The following is a 21,145-nucleotide window of genomic DNA, read 5'->3' as shown; positions in this document are numbered from 1 at the left end:
GGGAGAAATAAGCCTGAATTTCAAGCTTATTTTAGCTGAGTTTAATGAGCACAACAGCGACGGGAGAAATGTTTCGCAAGTTTCGCTTGTTTGCATGTTTCGCAAGTTACGCGCTTCGTCCGCGGGATGTTTTTTCAGAGTCCGTTTGCCTGTAACTCCCTTATTTCAATATTGATTTGACTGAGGTTAAGGTAACAGGATGCAGCCATAGTTCCTCTATTCTGTCTTGTGGTAAACTGAATGTGAATGAAATTGGAAGCGATTGCAACTGGTGCTTTACATAAGCTAACCTTAAGGAGAGGATCAAATGAAGTTTTCGATATTTACCGTTTCGACACCGGAGCTAAGCCCGGAACAGCTGGTTACTTCCGCCAGAGAGGCAGGAGTTGAGGCAGTGGAATGGCGGTTTAAAGAGATTCCTCAAGATGCATTACAGGAGGAACCATCGTACTGGCGGCATAACCGCTGCTCGATCGATCCTGCAGGAAGTGAGGAAGAGTGGCTGACATTCAAACAGATCGCTGAAAAGGAAAATATCCGAACGCTTGCGGTAGTCCCTTACCTCTCATGTGGAGATATCGAAAATACACGCCGTGTGCTGCGGGCAGCCCAGCTTCTGGGCGCAGATTATATTCGGGCAGGGGTTCCGGCTTATGATCGTAGTGCGAATTACAATACCTTATTCCATCAGTGTAAAGAATATCTGGCTCAGGTTGAAGGCCTGGCAGCGGAGTATGGCGTGAAAGCACTGGTAGAAACACATCACAATACCATTGCACCAAGTGCCTCACTGGCTCACCGCTTGGTGTCGCAATTTAATCCCGAACATATCGGTGTGCTGTACGATCCCGGCAATATGGTATATGAAGGTTATGAAAATTACAAAATGGGACTGGAACTGCTGGGTCCATACCTGGCCCACGTCCATGTCAAAAATGCCGCACACGTGAGCTCCATAACAGGAGAGGGTGACCGTACAGAATGGAAACAGGATTGGTCACCCCTGGCCCAGGGTGCTGTATCCTGGCCGCAGGTTCTGGCCGATCTGAAATCCGTTGGGTATGACGGATATTTCGGAATTGAAGATTTCAGCGGCACACTTGCCTCACCGGACATGATGAAATCGATTGTTGAGCAGATGAAAGAGTGGTCGGCATAACATAAATATAGACTCTAAATAAATTCATTCAAGGAGGATCATACCGTGGACAAGGTAAGAGTAGGGGTTATTGGTCTTGGAATGGGGTACAGTCATTCCCGTTCTCTGGCTGAAGGCCGTATAAAAGGGGCTCAATTGACGGCCGTATGCGATATGCAGCAGCAAAAGCAGGATATGGCTAAAGCAGAACTGCCACAGGATGTGAAAATCTGGGGCGATGCCCGGAAGATGATGTCCTCCGGTGAAATCGATGCGGTCATCATTGCCACACCTCATTATGATCATCCCAAGGAAGCGATTTTTGCATTCCAGCAGGGACTGCATGTATTGATTGAGAAACCGGCCGGTGTGTATACGAAACAGGTTCGTGAAATGAACGAAGCCGCGCAAGACAGCGGCAAGGTGTTCTCCATTATGTACAATCAGCGATGCAACCCGCTGTATCAAAAGCTGCGGGAACTGATTGCAGATGGTGAGCTGGGTGAGATCCGCAGGATGAATTATATCGTAACCGAGTGGTACCGTTCCCAGAGCTACTATGACTCCGGAGGCTGGCGTGCAACCTGGGCCGGTGAGGGCGGCGGTGTGCTGGTGAACCAGTCTCCGCATCAGCTGGACTTGTGGCAGTGGGTGACCGGGATGATGCCGAAGCGCATGAGAGCCTTCTGTTCTTTCGGAAAATATCGCAATATTGAGGTAGAGGACGATGTCACGGCTTATGCGGAATATGAAAACGGCGCAACTGCTGTTTTTATAACGACGACTGGAGAGGCACCGGGAACGACACGTTTTGAAGTGACAGGCACCCGGGGGAAAATTGTCCTAGAGAACGACAAGCTCTCATTCTCGCGGCTGCGGGTTCCAGAGCCGGAATTCAATAAAAATTTTGAGGGCAAGTTCGGCCAGCCGGAGTGCTGGAAGTGTGAGGTACCGATCACAGGAGAGAATACACAGCATGACGGTATACTGCAAAATTTCACAGATGCCATACTGCATGGTACTCCACTGATTGCGCCTGGGGAAGAAGGTATTCACGGGTTGACACTCTCTAACAGCATGCATTTATCCACCTGGCTGGATGACTGGGTCGAGCTGCCGATCGATGAGGATCTTTATTATGAAAAGCTGCAGGAGGTCATTCAGCATTCAACGTATCAGAAGACCGTAAGGGACACGGGACCGGAAGTGGATATGTCCAAATCTTTTGTATAGAAATGGGAGGTTTCGATAATGAATCGAAGTAACGGTATGATGTATGCACCATCTGGTAAATCTCAGCCTGTTGTAGGGCCCGGTGAATTTGTATTTGCAGCTATGGCCCTGGATCACGGACATATTTACGGCATGTGCAACGGACTGGTGGAGGCAGGTGCGACATTGAAGTGGGTGTATGACCCCGATCCTGACAAGGTTCAAGCGTTCTGTGAAAAATACCCTCAGGTCACTGCCGCTTCTTCTGAAGATGAGATTCTGCAGGACCAGGAAGTTCGGCTAGTAGCCGCAGCGGCGATCCCGTCACTGCGTTGCGAGCTTGGACTCAAAGTTATGTCGCATGCCAAAGACTATTTTACCGATAAGACTCCTTTTACTACACTGGAACAGGTCAATCAGGCACGGGCCAAGGCATCGGAAACCGGACAGAAATACATGGTGTATTACAGTGAAAGGCTGCATGTGGAAAGCGCTGTTCATGCAGGCCATCTCATTCAGGATGGAGCGATCGGCAGAGTAGTTCAGGTTATGGGTACCGGTCCGCATCGGCTGAATGCCTCCCAGCGTCCAGATTGGTTTTTCAAACGCGAAATGTACGGGGGCATACTGTGTGATATCGGCTCGCATCAGATCGAACAGTTCCTGTTCTATGCGGGATGCAAGGATGCTGCTGTAGCCAGCAGCAAGGTGGCGAATTACAACAGCCCGCAGTATCCGGAGCTAGAAGATTTTGGAGATGCCACGCTGATTGGGGACAATGGTGCGACCAACTACTTCCGAGTAGACTGGCTGACCCCAGATGGTCTTGGCACATGGGGAGACGGCAGGACGTTTATCTTGGGGACCGAAGGGTACATCGAGCTCAGAAAATACATTGATATTGCCCGCAGCCCGCAGGGGGATCATCTGTATCTCGTCAACGGCAGCGGAGAGTATCATATGGAGCTCAGCGGAAAAGTAGGGTTTCCTTTCTTCGGTGAACTGATTCTGGATTGTCTGGAGCGAACGGAACGCGCCATGACGCAGGAGCATGCCTTCAAGGCGGGAGAATTATGTGTGATGGCGCAGCAGCAGGCGGTTCGTATTCAGTAACATATTCGTTTATACTATAAGGAATCCATGGAGCGCAAAGGGGAAAACTCTTATGAAACCGGGGTTCCTTATACATGAACACCAGCTGACACGTCAGCCTTATAGCTATTCTTACCGGAGTGACTACCTCATTGAAAGCGGTATTTTCCACTCTCATCCCTCGCATGAAATTTTTTACTTTCATGAAGGGACTTGTACATATCTGATCGGTGATCGAATCTACGTACTGCAGCCCGGGGACCTCTTGTTGATGAACGGCCTGACCCTTCATTGTCCGCATATTGAGCCCGATGCCCGCTATGTACGCAGTATTATTCATTTTGATCCTGGGATTTTGGATCAGTGGCTCAGTCCCGCGCTGTCGGCCAAAGCATTGACTCCATTTCAGCAGCTCAGCAACCTTAGATTGACGTTGGCCGGAGCAGAACGTGAGGAGTTTGAACGAATGCTAGTGGAACTAAATCGTCTCTCACTATCACCTTCCGGCCATCATAATGAGAGACGCGGGCTTCGCCTGGCGGATCTGCTGCTGTATATTGCGGACATTTGTTCGGAAACGACGGTAGCGCAGTCAGAGTATTCTGAGAAAGAACGCCATGTCCAGCATGTGATATCATTCGTAGAGCATCATTATGATCAGAATATTACGCTGGATGACATTGCTCAGATTGTGCATCTTTCCAAACCGTATCTCTCTTCCATTTTTAAAGAGGTAACAGGGACAACCGTATTGAAATATGTGTACAGCCGTAGAATCAATCAAGCCAAAATCCTGCTCTGGCTCCATCCCGAAATGTCTGTGACAGAAGCCGGGCGTGCAGCAGGTTTTAATCACCTGGCTCACTTTAGCCGAATGTTCAAGGACATGGTAGGTGTAAGTCCCGATGAATACCGGAACAGCCGCATTTCCACATTGACTTAGCCAGCAATATTCGATATAATATCGACATTCAATTTAAAATATTATGCGATGATGAGGACAATTAGTTTCATGCTCGTTACCCAGAGAGCCGGCGGTTGCTGCAAGCCGGTTGACGACAGAAATGAACTCACCTCGGAGTAACGATGTCAATTTGGCGGATATCTGTGCTGCTGCAGCACATGTTTATGGATCGGCTGAAGAAGCATGGTCGTCTCACCTGCGATATAGGTGACAGAGTGAGTGTAAGGCAAAGTATGCCTTTCACTAACTAGGGTGGTACCACGGGAAACAACCTCTCGTCCCTAGCGTTATACGCTGGAGACGGGAGGTTTTTTTGTTACACATAATAACCAATGGGGTTCAAGCGCAAAGAAGGAGCTGGCGAAGATGAGCGAAAATCAACAAACAGGTCACGGCTATAAGCCGCAGGCCATCGAGCCGAAATGGCAGAAGTATTGGGATCAGCACAAAACATTCAAAACCAGGGAAGATGACGATAAGCCGAAGTTTTATGCACTGGATATGTTTCCGTATCCGTCTGGTGCGGGGCTGCATGTAGGTCATCCAGAAGGCTACACGGCAACGGATATCGTATCCCGCTTTAAACGGATGCGCGGTTTTAATGTGCTTCATCCGATGGGCTGGGATGCATTTGGTCTCCCAGCAGAGCAGTACGCGATGGACACCGGCAAGCATCCGCGGGATTTTACGATCAGCAATATTGATAATTTTCGCAGACAGATTAAATCTCTGGGTTTCTCCTACGATTGGGATCGTGAGATCAGTACGACCGATGCCGATTATTACAAATGGACGCAATGGATTTTTATTCAGTTGTATAACAGAGGTCTTGCCTATGTAGCTGAAGTTCCGGTGAACTGGTGTCCAGCGCTTGGAACAGTACTTGCCAACGAGGAAGTCATTGACGGAAAGTCGGAGCGCGGCGGTCATCCGGTTGTTCGTAAGCCGATGCGTCAGTGGATATTGAAAATTACAGATTATGCAGAAAGACTGCTGGAGGATCTGGAAGACCTGGATTGGTCTGAAAGCATTAAGGATATGCAGCGGAACTGGATCGGTAAGTCGACGGGTGCCGAGGTTGTATTCGATATTGAGGGTCATGACCACCAGCTGACGGTATTTACAACTCGTCCGGACACGCTGTTCGGTGCAAGTTACTGTGTGGTGGCACCTGAACACGAGATGGTGGAAGCCATTACAAGTGAAAGCCAGAAAGCGGCTGTTAAGCAGTATCAAGAGCAGGCTGCACACAAGAGTGATCTGGAACGTACGGATCTTGCAAAAGACAAGACCGGTGTTTTCACCGGTGCTTATGCAATTAACCCGGCGAATGGTGCCAAGCTGCCGATCTGGATTGCCGATTATGTGCTTGCCGGATACGGTACCGGTGCCATCATGGCTGTACCGGGCCACGACAGCCGTGACTGGGAATTTGCCAAAAAGTTCGACCTGGATATTATCGAAGTGGTCAGCGGCGGCAATGTGAATGAAGAGGCGTACACCGGAGCGGGTGTACACGTCAATTCCGATTTCCTGAACGGGCTTCATAATGAAGAAGCGATTGAGAAAATGACAACCTGGCTGGAAGAGAGCGGAAAAGGCAGCCGCAAAATCACCTATCGCCTGCGGGACTGGCTGTTCAGCCGCCAGCGGTATTGGGGGGAGCCGATTCCGATTCTTCACTTGGAGGATGGCTCCATGAAAACTGTGCCGGAGGACCAGCTCCCGCTGCTTCTGCCGGATGTTGATCACATCAAGCCATCAGGCACAGGCGAATCACCGCTCGCCAATGTTACAGAATGGGTGGAGACGGTGGATCCCGAAACGGGAATGAAAGCCCGCCGCGAGACGAACACGATGCCGCAGTGGGCCGGCAGCAGCTGGTACTATTTGCGTTATATCGATCCGCATAATACGGAAGAGATCTGCTCCAAAGAAAAGCAGAAAGCCTGGCTGCCGGTTGACCTGTACATCGGCGGTGTAGAGCATGCGGTTCTGCATTTGCTGTATGCCCGGTTCTGGCATAAAGTGCTGTATGATCTCGGTGTAGTGGATACGAAGGAACCGTTCCAGAAGCTGGTGAACCAGGGTATGATTCTGGGTACCAACAACGAGAAGATGAGCAAATCCCGCGGCAATGTCATCAATCCGGATGATATTGTGAATGAATATGGAGCCGATACGCTTCGCGTGTACGAAATGTTCATGGGGCCGCTGGAAGCGACCAAACCATGGAACACGAACGGAGCGGAGGGCATTCACCGTTTCCTGTCCCGCGCATGGCGCTTGTTTATCGGCGAGAACGGCGAGCTTAGCAGCAAGCTTTCAGACGGTGAAGGTTCCGATGAATTTAAGCGCATCTGGCACAAGACCGTGAAGAAAGTGACGGAAGATCTGGAGCATCTGCGCTTTAATACAGCGGTCAGCCAGCTCATGATCTTCGTTAACGAAGGCTACAAGACCGAAGAATTGCCGCGTCAAGCCATGGAAGGTTTCGTGAAGCTGTTATCTCCGCTGGCTCCCCATCTGGCAGAAGAGCTCTGGAGCCGGCTTGGATATAGTGAAAGCATCACTTACGAAACTTGGCCACAGTTCGATGAGGCATGGACCGTAGATGCTGAAGTCGAGATTGTGATCCAGGTGAATGGCAAGATTGTCGAGCGTGTTAAGATCGGTAAAGACATGGACCAGGAAGCCATGAAAGAACATAGCCTCTCCCTTCCGAATGTCAAGCAGGCACTGGAAGGAAAGAGTGTACGCAAGGTCATTGCAGTGCCGGGTAAACTGGTCAATATCGTGGCCGGTTAACCATGGAGTCGAACACCGCATCCAGTTTCTCCAAATCCTCATCGTACTTGTCATGTGTGGTGCTTATGAGCTGGTGAAACAGACCGTCCAGCCTTTCCTCAAGCAGGGACAGGGCCTGGGCGGTGATGCCACCCGGGACAGCAATTCTTTTCTGTAGCTGCTCCGGTGTGAATCCTTCTTCTGTCAGCAGTCTTCCGGTGCCAAGCAGCATTTCGCCGGCCAGACGGTTCAGAGAGGAGCGGTCGGCTCCGGTCAATTCGACGGCAGCAGTGATCCATTTTTCCAAAAAATAACTCAAAAAAGCAGGCCCGCAGCTGGAAAAATCGGACGTAATCCTTGTGTGCGATTCCAGTACTTGAATGGGCCTGCTGATGTAAGACAGGAGGCTTTCCAAAAGCAGCCTGTCTTTTTCTTTGATTCGGGAACCATACATGCACAGTGATGCGCCGCTGCCCGTGTAGTTGGTTAGGCTGGGGATGATTTTGGCCACTTTGCAGGGAAGTGCCGGCTCCAGATGGGACAGCTGCACGGGACTGGTAATGGATACGGCAATCTGCTCGGGGGACATCACCTCTGCAATGTCATCAATAACTGATCTAAAGTCACCCGGTTTGATACATAGAAAGAGAATATCGCATTGGGACGCATTCTCCGCATTACTTTCATAGAGTTTGATACCGGGATGCTGATGTAGAAGATCTACCGATTTTTGCGGAGTACGGGTACTTACCTGAATCTGTTCCGGCTGCAAGGCACCGTAACGGATCAAGGAGTCGATCAACAGCTGGCCCATGCTTCCCGCACCGATAAAACCGACTTTCATATGGGGCTCCCTCCTTTCACGTTATAACGGCACAGAACTGCCGTGTATTACCGATAATGTATGCAGCGGCAAGGTTGACCCATGACTGGTACGCTGTAAATGAGCATCTGTCACCCTAGACCCGCAGCCGGCCAGCGGCCAAATACATAAAGCGGACCTGCGGGTCCGGGTTGGAGGATCACGAAATGAGAAGAACAAAAATGGCGGCAAGTATCGCTGTGACCTTGCTGGGATGTGGTTTGATTTTGTTTAGTGGAGGGGAGAAGAGCCTTCAGGACTGGGTACCGCTAAACGCAGAAATGGAAGAAGTCCTGGGGCTGCAATCTGAGGGCGGCAAGCCAGCAGACGAGAAAGAAGAAGCTGCGGCGAAGGTAGATAAAGAAAAGTCGAAGGCAGGTAAAGAAAAACCAGCATCGGCTCCTCTTGAAGAAGCTGATGCCCGTGCCGGTAACGCGGCTCCAGCTGATAAGGAGGGACAGCATTCAGCATCCTCCACCGAGATACCTGACGCAGTGCCTGCAGCTCAGAAACCGGTTTCTGAAAATTCGGTCCCTTCCAGTCCCGCTGCAGCAGCTGAGAAAGCACGCGGAAGTGCTGCATCGAGTGCTCAAGATGGCACAATCAACATCAATACAGCGAATCTGTCGATGCTCATGGAACTGCCGGGGATTGGAGAGAAGAAAGCCCAGGCTATATTGGATTACCGGAACACGCATGGCTCATTTCAGAAGCCTGCTGATCTGATGGAGGTAAAGGGAATCGGACCTAAAATGTTTGAAAAAATGAAAACTTACATCGCGCTTTAACCCTGTGATACAATAAAATCAATCTTATTTCAAACAAAGACAGGTGAGACAACGTATGAGCAGTGATCATCGCAAAGACTGGGATACCTACTTTATGGATATTGCATTTATGGTTTCTACCCGTTCGCAGTGTCCGAGAAGACATGTGGGCGCGGTGCTTGTTCAGGGGAAGAAATTGCTCGGGACGGCATATAACGGTGCGCCGATGGGGGTGCCGGACTGCCTAGAGGCTGGGTGCATGATCGCAGAGGATTATGAACTGGTCGTCACGGAAGGCGTGGAAGAGATGGTGAAGAAGCAGCGCTGTATCCGTACCATTCATGCTGAACAAAATCTGCTGTTGTTTACCGACCGCATCGATCGGGAGGGCAGCACCGTCTATGTTACAGATGAACCTTGCTGGACCTGTGCCAATATGCTGGCCAACAGCGGGATTACGGAGATTGTCTATCACCGTACCTATCCTAAGGACAGCCGTAAGGTCAGTCTTATGATGGCCCAGAAAGGGATTTCGTTCCGGCAGCTGGAACAGTATGAACCGCCGCGAGAAACGCTGATGTCTGTTGAAAATTAATTGGATATATTTTGTGACCCGAGGAAGAACCTCCATGAATGCTTAGGCGTTCTGAGGTTCTTTTTTTTGTGCAGTTTGAATTCAAGGGGGATGTGATTGAATGCGTCAGCGGCCTCTTTTATGGTTTGCTATCTACTGGGTGGCCGGAAGCGCTTGTGCGGCGATGTTTACAGGCATACAGCAGCTGCAGGTGATTACAGGTATCGCTATGCTGCTTGGTGCTGCCGTTATCCTTCGCCGGACCCGTTCGGTATTGGCGGTTATAATGCTCTTCGCACTGACAGGTTCGGCCTTGTACTGGGAGTTTAATGACAGCCGCAATGTGAGCAGTCTTGAACAGGTGCTGAAGAGCGGTGCAGCAGAAGAAGATACGATTAGTGATGAGGTGGAAGGACATATTTTGTCACCGGTAAAAGTGGACGGAGACCGAGCAGATTTTACGATGCAGGTGAACCGGTGGGGATCGAATGAAGAACTGAAGGAGAAGGTTCTGGTTCAGGTGAAGCTGTCGCATGAAGAGGAGCAGGGCACCGCTTTGGGATGGAAAAGGGGAGATCGCGTTGTGTTTAACGGCTCATTGGAGCGTCCGGGAGAGGCGCGTAACTTTGGCGGATTTGATTATCGCTCGTTTCTGCGGCATCAGAACATTCATTTTATCGTAAAGACGTCGGGGGCCCAAGAGATCAAGACAATGGCGGAGGAACATAATGTCATATCCCTATGGCGGTGGAATGATGATCTGCGATCATCGATTGGAGGGCGGATTGATGATCTGTTTGGCGGATTTCACGGCGGATATATGAAGGGCCTTATTATCGGTGACCGAGGAGACCTGGATCACGATACCTTTATGGAATTTTCCAGACTGGGATTGACCCATATCCTGGCGATATCGGGTATGCATGTGGCCGTTTATGTCGGCTGTCTGCTGTTCATCTTTTCCTCTCTGAGGATGACCAGGGAAGCATCGCTGACAGCTGTCATTTTTCTTCTGCCACTGTATGTTGTACTGACAGGCGCGAGCCCCTCCGTGACTCGTGCTGGCATTATGGGTATGATCGGCTTGTATGCGGCCAGGCGAGGGATCCTCAAAGACGGTATGCATATTTTAAGCGCCGCTGCACTCATGATGCTCTGGTACAACCCGTATTATCTGGTCAATGTCAGCTTTCAACTGTCGTTCCTGGTGACTGCTGGACTCATGATTTTTGTACCGAAGCTGATGCCGCTGCTCTCTGCTTTTCCAAAGTGGCTGGGCGGCTCTCTGGCCGTGACGGCCGCAGCCCAGATGGTCTCTTTTCCGCTTACTATTTATTATTTCAACCAGTTTTCGCTGCTGTCGCTCCTTGCCAACCTCCTGCTGGTACCCTTAATCAGTCTGGTCGTGCTGCCGCTGGGAATGATCTGTGTTCTTATCAGTATCATCTGGATGCAGGGTGCCGGCTGGCTCGCAGCCCTGATTGTATCGATCAATAATCTGACCTTTGGATGGGTAGAGTGGATGAACGGCTCGTCTGCATTTTTGACCATATGGCCCTCTCCCGCTTTGTGGTGGATCATGATGTATTTTATCACCTTGTTTCTGCTGCTGCGTTCCTTAAACAAGCTGCTTGAAAACCGTGCCGAACCATTCAACCCGGATGAGACGGTGCCGCTTGATGCTGTGCAGAAAAGGACAGGCCGATCAATTCTTCAGGATCTTCGCCGATCAGAACCTCATCCTGTGCTGTGGTCTGTCACCGCAAGGCTGAGATCCGCCGGTTTCTTGCGATTGGCGCGAGGAATAGAGGCCGCTGCGATTCCTGCGGTACTTCCGCTTGCTGTCATAATCTGCTTGCTACTGTATACAGGCTATCACAGCCCTTACCGACATGGAGCAGGGACCGTGCAATTTCTGGATGTCGGCCAAGGTGATTCCATACTCATTACGACACCATCGGGGCGAAATCTGCTGGTAGATGGGGGCGGTACGCTTAACTTTCGGAAAGAGAAGGACGCATGGAGGGAGAGGAAAAGCCCGTTTGAGGTCGGTGCCAAAGTCGTCGTTCCTCTGTTGAAGAAGAGAGGCGTTCATAGTCTGGATATGGTCATGATTACGCATAATGATCAGGACCATGCAGGCGGCATTCAAGCGGTGCTGGAGGAAATACCGGTGAGAGCGATTGTTTTTAATGGGACCCTGACATCATCACCCAAGTTCGAGGCTCTCATGAGTACGGCCCTGCGCAAGGGAATCCCGATCTACAAAGCGGAAGAGCATTCCCTGTATGAGCCTGATGCCGATACACGCATACAGTTCCTTCATCCTTCCGCCAGAGCGGTTGAAGATGACAGGCAGCTTCAACAGGTCAAGGAACAGAATCATCATTCCCTGGTATTTTTAATGAAGATGAACAAAGCGAGGTTTTTATTCAGCGGTGACGCTGATACAGCGGCTGAGCTTACGATTTTGCACAACGTTGATGGATCGCTTGCAGCAGCAGCCTTACCGGTAGATGTGATGAAAATTGGACACCATGGCAGCAAAACATCCACATCCCCACAGTGGCTGGAAGCTTGGAGACCTGCAGCGGCCGTCATCTCAGCGGGGGTGAACAATATTTACCGTCATCCGCATCCCGATGTGGTAGATCGTATAATAGAACATAACGTGACGCTGTTCCGCACCGATCTGCACGGTGAGACCCAGATCAGAGTAGAATCAGACGGTAAAATCAGTGTTCGTACAAAATTACCTCCAGAAAAGCCTCCCCTGTGAGGCTTTTCCTATTTGTGTATATCTGAGGACACTGGAGCATATGACCTTTGTTTGCCGACGCCAATAGGTCTGGATATGAAGAGAGTCTGATGACGCCAGGAATTATTTTTGGTATAGTTAGTTGATGTTTCCTTAAAAAATAAAATGTTATCCTGCAACAATTTTCGAAATAGATTCGTCATTTAGTATGCAGGGAGAGGGGGATCCACTGTGGTGGAGCAGGGACTCATCAGAGCCGCTCAATCGGGCGATCGCGACGCTCTAATCACCCTATTGCGAGAAATCGAGCAGCATGTATACCGCACAGCTTATTATATCTTAAACAATGAACAGGACGCGCTGGATGCTTCCCAGGAAGCGTTGATCCGGGTTTACACCAAGATCAATTCCTATGAAGAGAAGGCTCAATTCAAAACCTGGGTTCAACGAATCGTGACGAATATTTGTATTGATAAATTCCGCCGCAACAAACCTACCGTCTCCATTGATGAACATGATCTCGTATTCGAAGACCGCCAGAATGTTGAGAAGGAAGTCATGACGGGATATTTGGCACAGGATATTCAAGAGGCGATCAATCATCTGCCCGATCATCACCGAACCGTCATTGTCCTGAGATATGTGCAGGATTTATCTTACAACGAAATCGCAGACTGCCTGAATTTACCTTTAAATACGGTGAAGTCTTATCTGTTTAGGGCGAGGCAGCAGCTGCAGAACATGCTCCAGGAGCATCAGAAAGGTGGTGTATCAGGATGAACTGTCAGCAAGTGATGGAAGATTGGATGCAGCGTTACCTCGATCAGGATCTAACACCGGATGAAACCGCACAGCTTTACAAGCATATTGCGGTTTGCGCCGAGTGTGCGGAACACTTTCAAATGATTAAATTATTATCGCGCGATCTCGAAGACTTGCCGCCGGTGACAATGCCGTTCAGCCTGGTGGATTCCATACTGCCTCAGCTGGATGCGATCGATCGTGCCCGGGATGAGCGGCTTGCCGAAGCAGCCCGTAAACCGGCCGAGATGATACCGGAACCTCGTCGTACTCCTCGTTCTTCAGGTTGGTGGGGGACCATCGCGGGAAGAACGGCAATTGGTGCTGCAGCTGCGGCTGTGGTGCTGGGAGCAGCCATTTTTAGCTATGAGCCCAAGCAGCTCTCCGATGCCGAAATTCCTTATCAATCTGAACAGTCGAATATGACAGCGAACAGCAGCATTGCCGAGAGTGAAACCGAGATGCAGCAGGAAGACGTTCCTGATGCCAATAGCACGGTACCAGAAGAGCAGCAGCCGCTCATGAAAGAAGAAGGCTCTGCGGACCAGGCAGAAGGCGGGACCGAGGTATTACCCGATACTCCGCCAGAAACTCCGGTAGAGAGCCGGCAGGAGACCCCGAAAGAGACTCGGGAATCTGCCGCTCCGGATGGGCAGGAATCCTCGAATGAGCGCTCTACGACCAAAACGGCTCCTTCTCAAGATTCAAAGAGCAGCGGGGAGACAGAGAAGCCGCAGGTGAAGCCGGACAAAAGTAAGAGTGCAGCACAAAGCGAACCTTCTTCTGAAACCAATAATAATCCTCAAGAGGCACCATCAGGATCAGATCCAGAGGCTGCATTACCCCCAGCCGAGGATTCTACAGCGGCAGATGCAGAAGTCGGTAATAAGAGTGATGAGCCCCCGGCTGCAGAGGATCCTTCAATGAATGATGAGCCTGCAGTGGAGGCGGAGGAAAACTTTATATTTGGCATGGCCAGTATGCTGGCACCACTGCAGTGGGATGCGCCCGATGGCCTGCACCGTGCTCAACTAGAGGGGGACCAGCTGGTGCTGTACCAGGTCCCGAAATCCGAGGACCCGCCGGCCGTTATTCAAAGTCTTCCACTGCAGGGAGAATGGATCACAGGCCAGTGGTCTGAAGACAGCAAAACCTTTACCTATTGGACAATGGTTGACGGCACTGAGAAACAGCATGTGTATTCTCTTGAGAAGCAGAACAGCAAAGAGGACTCCTCTGCTGCAGAAGTGCCGCCGCCTGCAAAGACACCGGCAAGATCTGAACCGCCAACAAAAACCGAGAGGGCTCCTCGAACCCCTTAGGAATCAAAATGGCAATTGAGGATAAAAGATGCACACTTATACGGGTTCAAGAATAGGTTAAAACAGATCTAAATAAAGCACATCACAATGAACACCCCGTCGTTTGACCGGCGGCGGAATGTTTCTAGAGCATTCCGCAGTGCGTTTATATAGATGTGTTGGGAATGAAGAACCTCTGCAGCCATCTTGGCGGCAGGGGTTCTTCGCTGTACGGCTGTCCTGGTACAGGCATTTCTGGTATAGTGGACGAAGAAGAAAAAGGGGTGGATGAAAGGTGGATGCCAAAGCAGCGGCTAAGGCCGTCAAACAAGGGGAGGTATCTCCGGTTTACCTGTTGTACGGCAGTGAAAAATATCAGTTGAACGAGTTTCTTACATTTCTTGAGAACCAGCTTATCACGAAAGAAGACCGTGATTTTGCTTTAATTCATATGGACCTGAGCGAGATCCCGATACAGGCTGTCATTGAGGAAGCAGAGACTGTGCCGTTTATGGTCCAGAGAAAGCTGATTTTGGTCAGGGATGCAGCTATTTTCACCGCGGGCAAGGAAAGTGCCAAGATCGAGCATCGAACGGAAAGCCTGCTGGAATATCTGGACAACCCGGCAGACTACAGTGTTATCGTGTTTATTGTTTCTAATGAGAAGCTGGATGAACGCAAGAAGATCGTCAAGGCTGTCAAAAAAGCAGGAACAGCACTTTCATTTACGCCCTTGGGCGGAGATGATCTGTTGAAATGGGTTGAAAAACAGGCCCTGCAGCAGCATTGCAGCTTTGAGCCCGGTGCAGCTGAAGTACTGGTTCGCAATGCAGGCACAAGTCTGCAAAATCTGGCGGGTGAAGTAAACAAGCTCTGTTTATATGCCGGTAACGGTGGGAGTATCAGCGCTGCGGTTGTAAATCAATTGGTCTCCCGAAGCACCGAGCAGAGTGTTTTTGCATTGGTCGAAGATATTGCGAATTTAAGACTGGATCAAGCGCTATCCATTTTTTACGAGCTGCTGAAGCAGCGTGAGGAACCTATTAAAATTGCAGCTTTGATCACGAGACAGTTTAGAATTATCCTGCAGGTCAAGACCCTTTCCAGACAGAGCTATTCCCAGCAGCAAATTGCTTCGCAGCTGGGACTGCACCCGTATGCTGTGAAAATTGCAGGTGAGCAGGCGCGTAAATTTGAAACCGCACGATTGGAGAATATATTGAACTACATGGGGGAAATGGATTACAAGATGAAGTCCGGGGCGATGGACAAGGTGCTCGGATTGGAACTGTTTATCCTGCGGCTTGGAGTCTAGCTTCCTATCACTTGTAATAACTAAAAACCCTGAGCCGCATTTGTGGCTCAGGGTTTTTCATTAACGTATAAATGAATCGCATTTCTTACGCTTGGGAAGAAATTGCGTTCAGTCTTTTCGCCAGACGGGACTTTTTGCGGGAAGCCGCATTTTTATGGATCAGACCCTTCGTAACAGCTTTATCCAGCTTCTGGGAAGCGGCTTGGAAAGCAGCTTTCGCAGCTTCAACTTCAGTACCAGCCAGCGCAGTGTCAGCATTCTTAACAGCTGTACGAAGTGCGGATTTCTGGGAAATGTTGAGTGCATGGCGTTTTTCAGTTGTCTTAACGCGTTTAACCGCGGATTTAATGTTTGGCATTACATTCACCTCCTGTAAGGCATTTCAATAGAGCGAAATGGTTCACAACTTAAAATAGTTTAGCATGTGAGGGGACAAAAAGCAATACTAAGTCCTTTCGACTTCACAGCACTATTCAAAATCAGGAAATGCACGCATAATCCTCCGGCAACTCCCGCACACTACCATCATTAAGAACAGGAGAGTGATGGCTGATATGGAGTTAGACTTGCAGTGTTATTCGGTCCGCACGGACCTTGCCGTAGAATCTAAAGAAATGATCAACAGCCTCGAGCCTGCACCCATTCCCGGGGTCGTGGAAGACATCAGCCAGGAGGACGGGATCAAGATAACACGCCTGGACGTTCAAAATGAGGCAGCATCCCAAAAGATCGGCAGAGTCGTAGGGCATTATGTCACGCTTGAAGTGCCTGAGCTCCGCAAAGGAGATACCGGTCTGCAGGAGCACGTGGCTACGGTGTTTGCCCGGGAATTCGAACAATTTATGCAGCATATCGGACTCGGACCACATGCCTCTGTGCTCATTGTAGGCCTTGGCAACTGGAATGTAACGCCGGATTCTCTGGGGCCGCTTGTGGTGGAGAATGTGATGGTCACACGGCATTATTTTGAGCTGATGCCCGACCGGGTAGCACCGGGATACCGCCAGATCAGCGCTGTAGCACCCGGCGTGCTGGGCGTGACAGGCATCGAATCCAGTGAAATCGTTCAGGGTATTGTGGAGCGTACCCGTCCGGATGCTATTGTAGCGATCGATGCGCTGGCCTCGCGCTCTCTCGAGAGGGTTAACACGACGATTCAGATTGCGGATATCGGTATTCACCCCGGTTCCGGTATAGGGAACAAACGCCGGGGACTGACAAAAGATATTTTGGGTATTCCCTGTATTGCCATCGGCGTCCCTACCGTTTGCTATGCATCCACAATTGTAAATAACGCGATCGAAATGATGAAGAATCATTTTGGCAGTGACTCGAAGCAGACGGGACAAATTATGGGGATGCTGAATGAAATCTCTGAACATGACAGACTCGCGCTGGTCAAAGAGGTGCTTGAGCCGCTCGGTCACGATCTGATCGTAACGCCGAAAGAAATCGATGAATTCATTGAGGATATTGCGAACATCGTCGCTAGCGGACTGAATGCTGCGCTTCATGAAGCTGTAGATCCCGGTAATGTCGGGGCGTATACGCACTGAGTTAGATGATCCATATGCTGACTGCTTCCACCCTTACAGGTCTGGAAAGCAGTCTATTTTCTGTTCTATCACCTTTTGCAAGAAAAGATTCGGCAGTTCGTTCTATCGATTCCTTGAAGCTCATAGATTGGAAGTATAAGAGATTACAGAGCGGCGGGACAAGCAGGAACAGTGTCTGTAATCCCGTTTATGACAGAGGAGGACAACGATATGAACAACCGGAAATTCCGCATCTGGAACATTGCCAGGCTAAGAAGAAAGTGGCTGGACAGTTTGAGTATGGGCCGGACGCTGGTACTGCTGATGCTTGGTTCCCTGCTGTTTTTTCTATTGCTAGGTTTAGGCGGCATGGTTGAAAAAGGGCTTCACACCTCTCCCGTTTCTTCTATGAAGGGACTGGCCGCTTCACTGTCCAGCCGCTTCTTTATCGATATGATCGGCATGGAAATGCCGCAGATGGCGCTTGAGAAAGAAAACTCAGCTCTTTCAGCTGAAAAGATGGCACCCTTTGTGTTCGAACTGCTGACAAGTGTCAATCCAAAAGATCCTAAAAGCCTGCTGGCAGGTGAGGTTCCTGGGATGAAAAACAACCAGCCGGTTCCCCTTCGCAGCGGCTCAGGAAATGAACAAAGCGAAGCCCCGGCGGATTATCGCCCGGATGTTCAGGAACCAGCCGCTGGCGAGCCGGCAAATCCTGGTGATCTGGAAGAGCCGTCATCTGAAGCTGATCCTGCAGCGGGAGAGCATCCAGAACCGGAGAACAGTCCGGCACAGAACCCTGATAAGAAGCCGGGAGAGAAACCGGCACAGGAGCAGCCCGGCACAGATAATCCGCCTTCCATATCGAACAAAAAGGCAGTATTCATTTATCATTCGCATCCGCAGGAATCCTTTAACCCGCTGCTATCCAAGGCTAGCAATAATCCCGGCTCTACCTCTCCATCCAAAAATATTATGCTGGTGGGCAGTATGGTTTCCAAGCGGCTGCAGGCGAAAGGGATCGGAACCGTTCATGATCAGAGCGATTATCAATCCAGCGTTCCGGATTATAACTGGAACTATTCTTATAAATATTCCCGCCAGACGGTCAAAGCAGCTATGGCACAGCATGATGATCTTACATATCTGATTGATATTCATCGTGATTCCCAGCGTCACAGCAAAACGACAACCCAGATTAATGGCGTTAACTATGCTCAGGTGTATTTTATTATCGGACATGCCAATAAAAACTGGCGGGACAATGAAAGCTTTGCGAACCGGATCAATCAAAAGCTGGAACAGAAATACCCAGGCGTATCCCGCGGCGTATGGGGCAAGTCAGCAAATCAGGGCAATGGAGAATATAATCAGTCCCTGTCTCCCAGAAGTATATTGATTGAAATCGGCGGGATCGACAATACAAAAGAAGAACTGAAACGGACAGCCGAGCTGCTCGCCGATATGATTGCAGAAGTGTACTGGGAAGAGCAGGATGCGGAAAAAGCGAGTGCCGGAAAAACAGCTCAACCTGCAGGCAGCGGTGCTTAAAGTATTTTTTAGGGGGAGTCGATAAGCATGTCGAAGACAGGCAGAAAGCTGGCGGCAGTCATCCTGTGGGCCGGAATTGGCATATTGGTAGGTCTGCAGATGGGGGGCATGGATGAAGCGCCTAAAAGAGAAGTGCCGGTATACGGACAGGTGCAGGAAAGAGAGACTTTTGTTCCTGAGCCGGCCAGCGACGAACTGAAACCGGGTGTCGGCAGTTCACCTCCCCAAAGTGAGCGGAATAGCGACAGCCTGCCCAAAGAGCCAAAGTTCGAGCCGCTGCCGCGTGATATTCTCCTTCCCGATGTGTCCAAGCCGCCGGCGGATATACTGGCTGATAAAACAGCCGGGCTGCTTCAGCAGATGTCCAATCAGAGCATCCGATGGGTCGTATCTCTCTTTGGATCAATCACAGATTGAAATTGAACATGACACGGCATTGCTGACCATCCCTTCAACTGTTATAATGAATTGATTCAAACATCTGGTGGTTGTTGGGGGTAAGGCATGACTGACGTACAAGCAAGACAACAAAAAATTCGTAATTTCAGTATCATTGCACATATAGACCATGGAAAATCCACACTCGCTGACCGTATTCTGGAGTTTACCGGCGCACTGACCTCCCGTGAAATGCAGGAGCAGGTTCTGGACCAGATGGAGCTGGAACGTGAGCGCGGCATTACGATCAAGCTGCAGGCCGTTCGGTTAACATACCGGGCCGATGATGGCGAGGAGTATATTCTTAATCTGATTGACACTCCAGGACACGTCGATTTTACCTATGAGGTATCCCGGAGCCTGGCTGCCTGCGAAGGCGCGCTGCTGGTTGTGGATGCGGCACAAGGCATTGAAGCCCAGACACTCGCGAACGTGTACCTGGCGCTGGATAATAACCTGGAAATTCTGCCGGTTATCAACAAGATTGATCTGCCGAGCGCTGATCCGGAACGGGTGAAGCAGGAAGTCGAGGATGTGATCGGCCTGGATGCCAGTGATGCAGTTCTGGCTTCCGCCAAGGCAGGGATCGGCATCAAGGAAATTTTGGAGCAGGTCGTTCAGAAGGTTCCGGCTCCGACAGGAATAGCCGCTGAGCCGCTGAAAGCGCTGATTTTCGATTCCCACTATGATCCGTACAAAGGGGTTATCGTATACGTCCGGGTTATTGATGGCAGTATCAAATCCGGTTCCAAGATTAAGATGATGGCCACTGGCAAAACCTTTGAGGTCATTGAGGTGGGCGCATTTAAGCCGCGTATGTCGACCGTGGACGAGCTGAATGTTGGTGACGTAGGATTTATTGTAGCCGGCATCAAGCATGTTGGAGATACTCAGGTCGGTGATACCGTTACGGACGCGAAGCGCCCGACGGCTGAGCCGCTGCCGGGATACCGCAAGATTAACCCGATGGTGTTCTGCGGATTGTATCCGATTGAGAGCTCTGATTACAACGATTTACGGGAAGCGTTGGAGAAGCTTCAGCTGAATGATGCCTCTCTGACCTTCGAGCCTGAAACATCCAGTGCGCTCGGTTTCGGTTTCCGCTGCGGATTTTTGGGACTGCTTCATATGGAGATCATCCAGGAGCGGATCGAGCGCGAGTTTAACATTCCGCTGATTACGACCGCGCCGAGTGTTATTTACCGGATTACATTGACAAATGGAGAACAGATTCAAATTGACAATCCATCCAATTATCCGGAAATTGGCAAGATTGATTTTGTGGAGGAGCCTTACGTTAAGGCTGCCATCATTGTGCCGAATGATTTTGTCGGTGCCATTATGGAACTGTGCCAGAATAAGCGCGGCGAATTCATCAACATGGAATACCTGGATACGACGCGCGTTACCATTACGTACGAGCTTCCCCTCTCCGAGATCGTATACGATTTCTTCGACCAGCTGAAGTCCAGCACGAAGGGTTATGCGTCGTTCGATTATGAGCTGAGCGGTTACCGGACTTCCAATCTGGTCAAGATGGATATCCTGCTGAACGCCGAGCAGGTGGATGCCTTGTCCTTTATTGTCCACCGCGACCGTGCTTATCACCGGGGACGGATCATCTGCGAGAAGCTTCGTGAGCTGATTCCTCGCCAAATGTTCGAGGTGCCGATTCAGGCGTCGGTCGGAACAAAGGTTGTTGCTCGTGAAACCGTAAAGGCGATGCGTAAGAACGTTCTCGCCAAGTGTTACGGCGGTGATATCTCGCGTAAGAGAAAGCTGCTGGAGAAGCAGAAAGAAGGCAAGAAGCGCATGAAACAGGTCGGCAGTGTCGAGGTGCCGCAGGAAGCGTTTATGGCGGTACTGAAGATCGACGATAAATAGACCTCTGTGATTGGCTTTACGTAGTACTTTTTTGCTGTTAATTGAGATGGGGCTGTCTCATAAGTAAGTTTGTTACTCTGAAGCAGCTGCCACTCCAATTTTCCGGCGATTATCTCAATAAGCTCGGTTTCCGGGCTTATTTTTTTTCATTTCACACCCGTGAGCG

Annotated in this window: 17 protein-coding genes and 1 other annotated feature; of the genes, 15 read left to right on the top strand and 2 right to left on the bottom strand. The window is 50.1% G+C overall.

Annotation, left to right across the window (positions count from 1 at the left end; all coding sequences use genetic code 11):
• The first annotated feature begins 307 nt into the window (after positions 1-307).
• From HII30_RS03610 to leuS, 5 genes are all read left to right on the top strand, one after another.
• Entirely contained in the window at positions 308-1,159 is an 852-nt protein-coding gene (locus HII30_RS03610; protein WP_169503581.1) for a sugar phosphate isomerase/epimerase family protein, read from the top strand.
• A 45-nt stretch (positions 1,160-1,204) separates the two neighbouring features.
• A complete protein-coding gene (locus tag HII30_RS03605; protein ID WP_169503579.1) occupies positions 1,205-2,371 on the top strand; it encodes a Gfo/Idh/MocA family protein in 1,167 nt (388 codons plus the stop codon).
• A gap of 18 nt (positions 2,372-2,389) precedes the next feature.
• Positions 2,390-3,463 (top strand): Gfo/Idh/MocA family protein, encoded by a 1,074-nt coding sequence (locus HII30_RS03600; protein ID WP_169503577.1) that lies wholly within the window; start codon positions 2,390-2,392, stop codon positions 3,461-3,463.
• A gap of 52 nt (positions 3,464-3,515) precedes the next feature.
• On the top strand, positions 3,516-4,385 hold the full coding sequence (locus HII30_RS03595) for a helix-turn-helix transcriptional regulator (RefSeq protein ID WP_169503575.1): 870 nt from the start codon (positions 3,516-3,518) through the stop codon (positions 4,383-4,385).
• Between the two features lie 39 nt (positions 4,386-4,424).
• Positions 4,425-4,692, top strand: a binding site (T-box leader).
• An 80-nt stretch (positions 4,693-4,772) separates the two neighbouring features.
• Positions 4,773-7,214: a leucine--tRNA ligase gene (gene leuS / locus HII30_RS03590; protein WP_169503572.1), complete on the top strand. Its 2,442-nt coding sequence runs from the start codon at positions 4,773-4,775 to the stop codon at positions 7,212-7,214.
• On the opposite strand, the gene comER is transcribed toward leuS, so the two are convergent.
• Positions 7,195-8,037, bottom strand: coding sequence for a late competence protein ComER (gene comER / locus HII30_RS03585; protein WP_169503570.1), 843 nt, complete (start codon positions 8,035-8,037; stop codon positions 7,195-7,197). The two genes, leuS and comER, sit on opposite strands and share 20 nt — an antisense overlap.
• A gap of 185 nt (positions 8,038-8,222) precedes the next feature.
• Between comER and HII30_RS03580 the strand changes: the two genes are divergently transcribed.
• The 6 genes from HII30_RS03580 (at position 8,223) to holA (ending at position 15,571) form a co-directional block, all read left to right on the top strand.
• Positions 8,223-8,843 (top strand): ComEA family DNA-binding protein, encoded by a 621-nt coding sequence (locus HII30_RS03580; protein ID WP_169503568.1) that lies wholly within the window; start codon positions 8,223-8,225, stop codon positions 8,841-8,843.
• A gap of 55 nt (positions 8,844-8,898) precedes the next feature.
• Positions 8,899-9,417 carry a deoxycytidylate deaminase gene (locus HII30_RS03575; protein ID WP_169503566.1) on the top strand — a complete coding sequence of 173 codons (519 nt, stop codon included), beginning with the start codon at positions 8,899-8,901 and terminating at the stop codon, positions 9,415-9,417.
• A 100-nt stretch (positions 9,418-9,517) separates the two neighbouring features.
• Entirely contained in the window at positions 9,518-12,175 is a 2,658-nt protein-coding gene (locus HII30_RS03570) for a ComEC/Rec2 family competence protein (RefSeq protein ID WP_246245983.1), read from the top strand.
• Positions 12,176-12,385: 210 nt separating this feature from the next.
• Entirely contained in the window at positions 12,386-12,934 is a 549-nt protein-coding gene (locus HII30_RS03565; RefSeq protein WP_169503564.1) for a sigma-70 family RNA polymerase sigma factor, read from the top strand.
• The gene (locus HII30_RS03560; RefSeq protein ID WP_169503562.1) at positions 12,931-14,277 is read left to right on the top strand and encodes a zf-HC2 domain-containing protein; all 1,347 of its coding nucleotides are present in this window, start codon (positions 12,931-12,933) and stop codon (positions 14,275-14,277) included. The genes HII30_RS03565 and HII30_RS03560 overlap by 4 nt, the downstream gene beginning before the upstream one ends.
• Before the next feature lie 274 nt (positions 14,278-14,551).
• On the top strand, positions 14,552-15,571 hold the full coding sequence (gene holA, locus HII30_RS03555; RefSeq protein WP_169503560.1) for a DNA polymerase III subunit delta: 1,020 nt from the start codon (positions 14,552-14,554) through the stop codon (positions 15,569-15,571).
• Between the two features lie 85 nt (positions 15,572-15,656).
• On the opposite strand, the gene rpsT is transcribed toward holA, so the two are convergent.
• Positions 15,657-15,929, bottom strand: a complete 273-nt coding sequence (rpsT, locus tag HII30_RS03550; RefSeq protein WP_169503558.1) for a 30S ribosomal protein S20 — start codon at positions 15,927-15,929, stop codon at positions 15,657-15,659.
• A gap of 196 nt (positions 15,930-16,125) precedes the next feature.
• Here rpsT and gpr point away from each other — a divergent pair, with 196 nt between their 5' ends.
• The 4 genes from gpr to lepA all read left to right on the top strand — a co-directional run bounded on the left by gpr (position 16,126) and on the right by lepA (position 20,979).
• Positions 16,126-17,127 (top strand): GPR endopeptidase, encoded by a 1,002-nt coding sequence (gene gpr / locus HII30_RS03545; protein ID WP_169503556.1) that lies wholly within the window; start codon positions 16,126-16,128, stop codon positions 17,125-17,127.
• A gap of 210 nt (positions 17,128-17,337) precedes the next feature.
• Positions 17,338-18,657: a stage II sporulation protein P gene (locus HII30_RS03540; protein WP_169503554.1), complete on the top strand. Its 1,320-nt coding sequence runs from the start codon at positions 17,338-17,340 to the stop codon at positions 18,655-18,657.
• A gap of 27 nt (positions 18,658-18,684) precedes the next feature.
• Positions 18,685-19,074 carry a hypothetical protein gene (locus tag HII30_RS03535; RefSeq protein WP_169503553.1) on the top strand — a complete coding sequence of 130 codons (390 nt, stop codon included), beginning with the start codon at positions 18,685-18,687 and terminating at the stop codon, positions 19,072-19,074.
• 87 nt (positions 19,075-19,161) lie between these two features.
• Entirely contained in the window at positions 19,162-20,979 is a 1,818-nt protein-coding gene (gene lepA, locus HII30_RS03530; RefSeq protein WP_169503551.1) for a translation elongation factor 4, read from the top strand.
• Positions 20,980-21,145 lie beyond the last annotated feature (166 nt).

The sequence above is a fragment of the Paenibacillus lemnae genome (genome assembly GCF_012933385.1).
Classification (GTDB): Bacteria; Bacillota; Bacilli; order Paenibacillales; family Paenibacillaceae; genus Paenibacillus_AQ; species Paenibacillus_AQ lemnae.
Note: the sequence above shows the minus strand (reverse complement) of the source record. Positions and strands in the feature narration are given on the sequence as shown.

What these genes read in the sequence shown, in the direction of transcription:
- rpsT (WP_169503558.1), bottom strand. Translation starts at nt 15,929, where the DNA reads ATGCCAAACATTAAATCCGCGGTTAAACGCGTTAAGACAACTGAAAAA.
- HII30_RS03540 (WP_169503554.1), top strand. Translation starts at nt 17,338, where the DNA reads ATGAACAACCGGAAATTCCGCATCTGGAACATTGCCAGGCTAAGAAGA.
- HII30_RS03595 (WP_169503575.1), top strand. Translation starts at nt 3,516, where the DNA reads ATGAAACCGGGGTTCCTTATACATGAACACCAGCTGACACGTCAGCCT.
- comER (WP_169503570.1), bottom strand. Translation starts at nt 8,037, where the DNA reads ATGAAAGTCGGTTTTATCGGTGCGGGAAGCATGGGCCAGCTGTTGATC.
- HII30_RS03600 (WP_169503577.1), top strand. Translation starts at nt 2,390, where the DNA reads ATGAATCGAAGTAACGGTATGATGTATGCACCATCTGGTAAATCTCAG.
- gpr (WP_169503556.1), top strand. Translation starts at nt 16,126, where the DNA reads ATGGAGTTAGACTTGCAGTGTTATTCGGTCCGCACGGACCTTGCCGTA.
- HII30_RS03580 (WP_169503568.1), top strand. Translation starts at nt 8,223, where the DNA reads ATGAGAAGAACAAAAATGGCGGCAAGTATCGCTGTGACCTTGCTGGGA.
- HII30_RS03570 (WP_246245983.1), top strand. Translation starts at nt 9,518, where the DNA reads ATGCGTCAGCGGCCTCTTTTATGGTTTGCTATCTACTGGGTGGCCGGA.
- HII30_RS03535 (WP_169503553.1), top strand. Translation starts at nt 18,685, where the DNA reads ATGTCGAAGACAGGCAGAAAGCTGGCGGCAGTCATCCTGTGGGCCGGA.
- HII30_RS03610 (WP_169503581.1), top strand. Translation starts at nt 308, where the DNA reads ATGAAGTTTTCGATATTTACCGTTTCGACACCGGAGCTAAGCCCGGAA.
- HII30_RS03560 (WP_169503562.1), top strand. Translation starts at nt 12,931, where the DNA reads ATGAACTGTCAGCAAGTGATGGAAGATTGGATGCAGCGTTACCTCGAT.
- lepA (WP_169503551.1), top strand. Translation starts at nt 19,162, where the DNA reads ATGACTGACGTACAAGCAAGACAACAAAAAATTCGTAATTTCAGTATC.
- HII30_RS03575 (WP_169503566.1), top strand. Translation starts at nt 8,899, where the DNA reads ATGAGCAGTGATCATCGCAAAGACTGGGATACCTACTTTATGGATATT.
- leuS (WP_169503572.1), top strand. Translation starts at nt 4,773, where the DNA reads ATGAGCGAAAATCAACAAACAGGTCACGGCTATAAGCCGCAGGCCATC.